Here is a 6324-nt window from a genome sequence, read left to right as displayed (position 1 = left end):
AGTTGCCGCGCAACCCGACCGGCAAGATCCTCAAGCGGGAATTGCGTCAGATCGAGGTCAGGTGAGGCAGGCCTAAGGGTCGCGGGGCAGGCCGAGCAGCCGCTCGGCGATGATGTTGAGCTGCACCTCCGAAGTGCCGCCGTAGATCGTGGTCGCACGGCTCGCGAGCAGGTACTCAGCCCACCTGCCCTGCACCGAGTCGGGCTCCCAGATGGCGCCGTCGGCACCGAACGAGGAGACCACGAATTCGGCGTAGCCCTGGCCGGTGCGCATCGACAGCAACTTGGAGATTGCCGCCGAGGGCATCGCGTCGCCGCCCGCCAACGTGAGCAGCGTCGAGCGCATGTTCAGCAGTTTGGCGGCGTGCCCCTCGGCGATCAGCTCGCCGGCGCGGTGATGGCCGATCTGGTCGAAGTGGCCCTCGGTGACGAACTCGACGAAACGGTTGAGATTCGGCAGGAATCCGGGCTCGTCACTGCCGATCGAAACGCGTTCTGCGGTAAGGGTATTGCGGCTCACCTCCCAGCCGCGGTCGACCTCGCCGAGCACCAACTCGTCCGGAACAAACACATCGTCGATGAACACGGTGTTGAACAACGCATTGCCGGTCAGTTCGCGCAGCGGCTTGACCTCCACACCTTCGCTCTGCATGTCGAGCAGGAAGTAGGTGATGCCATTGTGTTTAGGAGCGCTTGGGTCCGTCCGTGCCAGCAGGGCTCCCCATCGGGAGAACTGCGCGGCCGTGGTCCAGATCTTCTGCCCGGTGATCCGCCAGCCGCCGTCGACCTTGGTGGCCTTGGTGGACAGGCTCGCCAGATCCGATCCTGCGCCGGGCTCGGAGAACAGCTGGCACCAGATCAACTCGCCACGGAAGGTGGGCGGGAGAAAGCGTTGCTGCTGCTCATCGGTGCCGTAGGTAACGATGGACGGAATCAGCCAGGCGGCGATACCCATGTTGGGTCGTTTGACCCGGCCGGCGGCGAACTCCTGGGAAATGATGATCTGTTCGATCGGGGCGGCTGCGCGGCCCCAGGGCAGCGGCAGGTGCGGCTGCACCCAGCCGCCCTCGGCGATGGCGGCGGCGCGCTGCTCGCGCGGGATGGCCTTGAGCGCATCGACTTCCGCGCGGATCTCGGCCCGCAGCTTCTCAGTGGCCGGGTCGAGGTCGATCTTGACCTCCCGCATCCCGGTGCCGGTCGCGGAGTCGAACACCTGCTGCGCGTATTCGGTGGAGCGGCCGAACGCCGACACCAGGGCCAGTGCGCGGCGGTAGTACACGTGGGTGTCGTGCTCCCAGGTGAATCCGATGCCGCCGTGCACCTGGATGCAATCCTGGGCGCAGTGCTGTGCGGCCACCGGGGCGAGTGTGGCGGCTACCGCGGCTGCGAACACATAGGCGGTCTCGGAATTGCTCCAGCCCTTCTCGGCGGCCTCGTCGAGGGCCCGCGCAGCGTCCCACACCGCTGCGGTCGCCCGCTCAGTGGTGGCGATCATCGCCGCGCACTTGTGTTTGATGGCCTGGAACTGGCCGATCGGCCGACCGAACTGCTCGCGGATCTTGGCGTACTCCGAGGCGGTGTCCGTCGCCCACCGCGCGATGCCGATGGCCTCGGCGGACAACAGCGTGGTGATGATCGCCCGTCCGGTCTCCTGGGACAGGTTCGACAGCAGCGCGTCGGAGCGGATTTCGATCCCGTTCGCCCGCACGTGTGCGACCGGGTGTAGTGGGTCCACCGAACGCAGCGCGGTGATCTCCAGCGCGGACGCGTCGAGCACTGCCCATTCGATACCGCCGTCGATTGCGACCGGGAGCACCAGGATCTCGGCCTGCGCGGCGCCGGGAACCGAGCGGGCCTCGCCCCGGATCACGCAGGTGTCCCCGTGCCGGTCGGCGGTCAGGTCGGACTCCAGCGCGTAGACGGCGATCGTCTCGCCGGCGGCCAGCTTGCGCAGCACCGCTGCGCCCGGATGATGGGCGGAGATCAGCGCGCTGGCTATTGCCGACGGGATGAACGGCCCCGGCGCAGCCGCGTAGCCGAACTCCGCGATCGCGATCGCCAGTTCCAGCAGTCCGGCGCCTTGGCCGTCGACCGACTCGGCCAGATGTAGGGCCTGCAGACCCTGCTCGGTCGCGCCCTGCCAGTACACCGGCGGGTTCTGCACAGGCGCCTCAAGGGCTGCATGGAGAACTTCCGGTGGTGCGACCTTCTCGAGAAGGGATCGCACTGACTTCGCCAGTTCGACGTGCTCGGACTCGATCGCTATGGGCATGGGTGGCCGTCTTCCCTCGTTGCGATTTACCGTACTTACTAACCGGTGGGTTGGGACCGAGGGTACTACTCGTCCGCCGCCGCTCGATCGGGCCTTGGGGCGGCTCGCAATGCGACCACCAGGGCTGCGCAGAGAACCATGATCACTCCAACCGTCCACATACCGGCCCGGTTGCTTCCGGTGAGATCCGACAGCACCCCCGTCACATAGGGCGCGGCGAAACCTCCGAGGTTGCCCAGCGAGTTGATCAGCCCGATTCCGCCCGCGGCGGCGGCGCCGGTGAGGAATCGCGGCGGCAGCGTCCAGAAGATGGGCAGGGCACTGAAGACCCCCATCGCCGCGATGATCACCGGGATCATCACCGCGACCGGATGCTGGAGATACAAGGCAACCGGAATCGCCAGGCCGCCCACCGCAAGCGGGATGGCGACATGCCACACATGCTCGCGGGTGCGGTCAGCGTGCCGAGACCACAGGAACATCGCAAGAGCGGCGAAGACATAGGGAATCGCGGTGATGAGCCCCACCTGGAGGATGGATAGCTGCATCCCGAATGTCTTCCGGAATCCGGCGATGATCGTCGGCAGGAAGAATGCCAGTGCGTACAGGCCGTAGGCCACGCCGAAGTAGACCAACGCCAGCGCCCACACCCGCGGACTGGTCAAAACCCGGCGCAGAGGGAAGTGGTAGGTCTCGGCAACCTCGCGTTCCTCGGCGGCAAGCACACCGATGAGCCAGCGTCGCTCGTCCTCCGCCAACCAGTGCGCATCAGCCGGGCGATCGGTGAGATAGAACCAGCAGATGATTCCGAGTATCACCGCGGGCAGTCCGACGCAGATCATCATGACCCGCCATCCGGACAGTCCGAAGGCTCCGTGTCCGGCCTGAATCAACCACGCCGCCAACGGTGTTCCGATGGCGGAGGCAATCGGAATCGCGAGCATGAACACCCCGACGATGCGGGCCCGGTAGGCCGCCGGAAACCAGTGACCGAGGTAGAAGATGACACCCGGGAAAAGTCCGGCCTCGGCGACGCCGAGTAGGAAGCGCAACGCCAGCAGTGATCCGGCGTTGGGAGCGAAGGCGATGGCGACCGCGACGATCCCCCATGACACCGCGATACGCGCCAGCCAGCGTCGGGCGCCGAACCGCACCAATGCCAGATTCGAGGGGACCTCCACCAGCACGTAGCCGATGAAGAAGATGCCCGACGCCAGACCGAACATGGTCGCCGACAGTTGCAGATCGGCGCTGACTTCGGCTTTGGCGATACCGAGGTTGGTGCGATCCAGATAGTTGACGAAGTACAGCGCCATCAGCAGTGGCACCAGCCGGATGGTGACCCGGCGCAGCGTACGGGCCTCCAGCGATCGCTCACTTGGCGAGTCGGACGCCTCACTTGGCGAGTCGAACACTGTGCCTCCCGTTGACGACGTTGATCAGATCCTGACCGTCACGCAGCCGACGGCAATTGTCCACCGCCTGATCCAGATAGCGACGCATGGTGTCCTGGGTGTACCAAACCACGTGCGGTGTGACGACGACATTGTTCAGAGCCAGCAGGGGATTGGTGGCCGGCACCGGTTCAACGGCGAATACGTCGAGCCCGGCCGCGGCCAGCCTGCCGGAGCGAAGCGCCTCGACCAGCGCCGCCTCATCGACCACCCCGCCGCGGGAGGTGTTGACCAGCAGGGCTCCCGGCTTCATCAAGGCCAGCGTGGACCGATTGATCAGCTTGTCGCTCGCCGGCGTCAGCGGAAGATGCAGGCTGACGATGTCGCTGGCTGCCAGCAGTTCGGCCAGCGGCCGCCAGCCCGGGGTGCCGTTGTCGCGGGTACTGGTGTGCAGCACCTCGGCGCCCATTGCGGCGACGATCCGCTCGACTCGGCGGGCGATATTGCCGTAGCCGACCAGGCCAACGGTGCACTCGCCGATGTCGCGAACCGTCTCGCCCAGCGTGGGATCGGTCGGCCATCCGCGGCCGGTGCGGGTCGCGCTGTCGGACTCCAGCAGCCGGCGCATCGCGGCCAGCATCAGTAGGACCGTGCCCTCGGCGGCCGACGGTGCGTTGGCGCCCGGCATATTCGCCACCGCGATACCCGATTCGGTGGCGGCGTCGACGTCGATGGTGTTCACCCCGGCGCCGAGTTTGTGCACCAGCCGCAGCCGTGTGCCGCGGCGCAAGTCCGTTCCGGATAGAGGACGGAGCACATGCCACACCACGTCCGCCCAGGGGAGTTCACGCCGCAGGGTTGCGTCGTCATCCTCGTGACACCACCGGATATCAAGCCAATCTGACTGAGGCTCAACGATATCCAGCACGGTAGCGCCAGGAATGAAGTGTGCCAGAACCCTGACGGACGAACTTACCGCCATCGCCGGCCGATCCATTCGGCTATGACGTCGGCCTGTTTGTCACGGGCCCCCGATGTGGTGAAGTAGTGATCGGTGTCGATCGAGCACGAGGTCGCGTCGGTGCTCGCCAGTGCGGCGGCGATTCGGGCAGCGTCAGACGGGAATACCCCGGTGTCGCGGTCGGCGTTGATCACCAGAGCGGGGCAGGTGATCCGCGCCAGGTGCGGTTCGGCCCGGGTCTGGGCGGTCTCCATGCTCCACATGCCCAGCCAATTGCGCAGCGTGCAGGCCGCGGCGATGCCCCGGGGAGAACGGTTGGCCGCAATCGGCACACCGGCGTAACTCATATTCGGCTCGCGGCCGGTGGGCTCGAGGGTGGGGTCCACCATTCGCGGGTCAGCCCAGGTGCGCATCACGGTGAAGGGTCGGTCGGAGAATCCCGCGGCCCGGACTCGGATCAGTTCATCGCGCGCCCAGTCGGTGATCTTCTGATTGCGGGCCACCTGGGCGGCCCGGTAGCGGTCGACGAACTCGGCGGAGAACGGCGGTCCGTTGCGGTCGTCGAACAGGTCGAGGTCCGGATCGCTGGGGACGGGATCCCTCTCGTCGATGACGGCACCGTCCATCCACGCGGTCAGCACATCGGGCCGGCCCGGGTGGGCGGCGCTGGAGATGTACCCGTCGGCTGCCGGGAGATCCTCAAGACCGGTGGCCGGACGCATGCCCGCCAGTGCGGTCACGTTGGGTTCCACCGCCTGTGACTGGTAGGCGGCCATCAGCGAGCCGCCACCGGAATTGCCGAGCAGCACGACGGTCTCCACGCCCTGGGTCTCGCGCAGCCACCGCACCCCGACACCGATATCGACGAGTGCGTGATCGAGCAGGAAACTGCTCTCGAAGCCCCGGAAGCGGGTATTCCACCCGAGGAAGCCGAACCCGCGGGCAGCGAGGAAGTCGGCGATGTAGTGCTCGGAGAAGTCGATTTGATAGTGCGTGGCGATCAACGCGATCTTCGGACGGGCGCCCCCGAGGCGGTGGTAGAGCCCCTGGCACGGATGACCGCCCGCCCCGGCGCGCGGCGCCGTGGGGGACGGCAGTCCGACGAACTCGCGGACGACTCCGGGCGGCGCCATGACACAAGACCATATTCGCCGGACCCCCGCACGCCTAGAATCGGGGCAATCGAGGAGGCGCGCCATGATCAAGCCCGAGTTCCCCAACCGAGAATTCGAACTCAGCGGAATCAACCACGTCGCTCTGGTGTGTTCGGATATGCAGCGCACCGTGGACTTCTACACCGGTGTGCTGGGGATGCCGCTGATCAAATCGCTGGACCTGCCCGACGGTATGGGACAGCACTTCTTCTTCGACGCCGGCAACGGCGATTGTGTCGCCTTCTTCTGGTTCGCCGGAGCCCCGGACTCCGAAATCGGGGAGACCATCCCGGCTGCCTTGCCGGGCGTCGGCGATATCGTCACCGCGGTCGGTTCGATGAACCACCTCGCCTTCCACGTGCCGGCCGAACGGTTCGATGACTACCGGCAGCGCCTGATCGACAGGGGCGTCCGAGTCGGCCCGGTACTCAACCACGACAACAGCCCGCAGCAGGTTGCGCGGACCATGCAACCAGGGGTCTATGTCCGATCGTTCTACTTCACCGATCCAGACGGGATCCTGCTGGAGTTCGCCTGCTGGACC

The 6324-nt window shown here is 66.5% G+C and carries 5 protein-coding genes; 1 reads left to right on the top strand and 4 read right to left on the bottom strand.

The window, feature by feature from the left end:
* Positions 1–72 precede the first annotated feature (72 nt).
* The 4 genes from ACR2JI_RS09305 to ACR2JI_RS09290 all read right to left on the bottom strand — a co-directional run bounded on the left by ACR2JI_RS09305 (position 73) and on the right by ACR2JI_RS09290 (position 5759).
* Positions 73–2271 carry an acyl-CoA dehydrogenase family protein gene (locus ACR2JI_RS09305; protein ID WP_526389792.1) on the bottom strand — a complete coding sequence of 733 codons (2199 nt, stop codon included), beginning with the start codon at positions 2269–2271 and terminating at the stop codon, positions 73–75.
* A gap of 65 nt (positions 2272–2336) precedes the next feature.
* Positions 2337–3587 (bottom strand): MFS transporter, encoded by a 1251-nt coding sequence (locus tag ACR2JI_RS09300; protein ID WP_526389793.1) that lies wholly within the window; start codon positions 3585–3587, stop codon positions 2337–2339.
* Between the two features lie 79 nt (positions 3588–3666).
* Positions 3667–4647, bottom strand: a complete 981-nt coding sequence (locus ACR2JI_RS09295; protein ID WP_526389791.1) for a 2-hydroxyacid dehydrogenase — start codon at positions 4645–4647, stop codon at positions 3667–3669.
* Complete coding sequence (locus ACR2JI_RS09290) at positions 4638–5759, bottom strand: alpha/beta hydrolase family protein (protein ID WP_526389790.1); 1122 nt, start codon at positions 5757–5759, stop codon at positions 4638–4640. The genes ACR2JI_RS09295 and ACR2JI_RS09290 overlap by 10 nt, the downstream gene beginning before the upstream one ends.
* A 64-nt stretch (positions 5760–5823) precedes the next feature.
* Between ACR2JI_RS09290 and ACR2JI_RS09285 the strand changes: the two genes are divergently transcribed.
* The coding region (locus ACR2JI_RS09285; protein ID WP_526389789.1) for a VOC family protein at positions 5824–6324 on the top strand (501 nt) is incomplete at its 3' end.

This window comes from Mycobacterium sp. (assembly GCF_051006775.1).
Lineage (GTDB): Bacteria > Actinomycetota > Actinomycetes > Mycobacteriales > Mycobacteriaceae > Mycobacterium.
This window is presented reverse-complemented; position numbering and strand designations above follow the sequence as displayed.

Excerpts from the sequence above, each read along its gene's own strand:
- ACR2JI_RS09290 (WP_526389790.1), bottom strand. The coding sequence starts at position 5,759 with ATGGCGCCGCCCGGAGTCGTCCGCGAGTTCGTCGGACTGCCGTCCCCC.
- ACR2JI_RS09295 (WP_526389791.1), bottom strand. The coding sequence starts at position 4,647 with ATGGCGGTAAGTTCGTCCGTCAGGGTTCTGGCACACTTCATTCCTGGC.
- ACR2JI_RS09305 (WP_526389792.1), bottom strand. The coding sequence starts at position 2,271 with ATGCCCATAGCGATCGAGTCCGAGCACGTCGAACTGGCGAAGTCAGTG.
- ACR2JI_RS09300 (WP_526389793.1), bottom strand. The coding sequence starts at position 3,587 with ATGGCGCTGTACTTCGTCAACTATCTGGATCGCACCAACCTCGGTATC.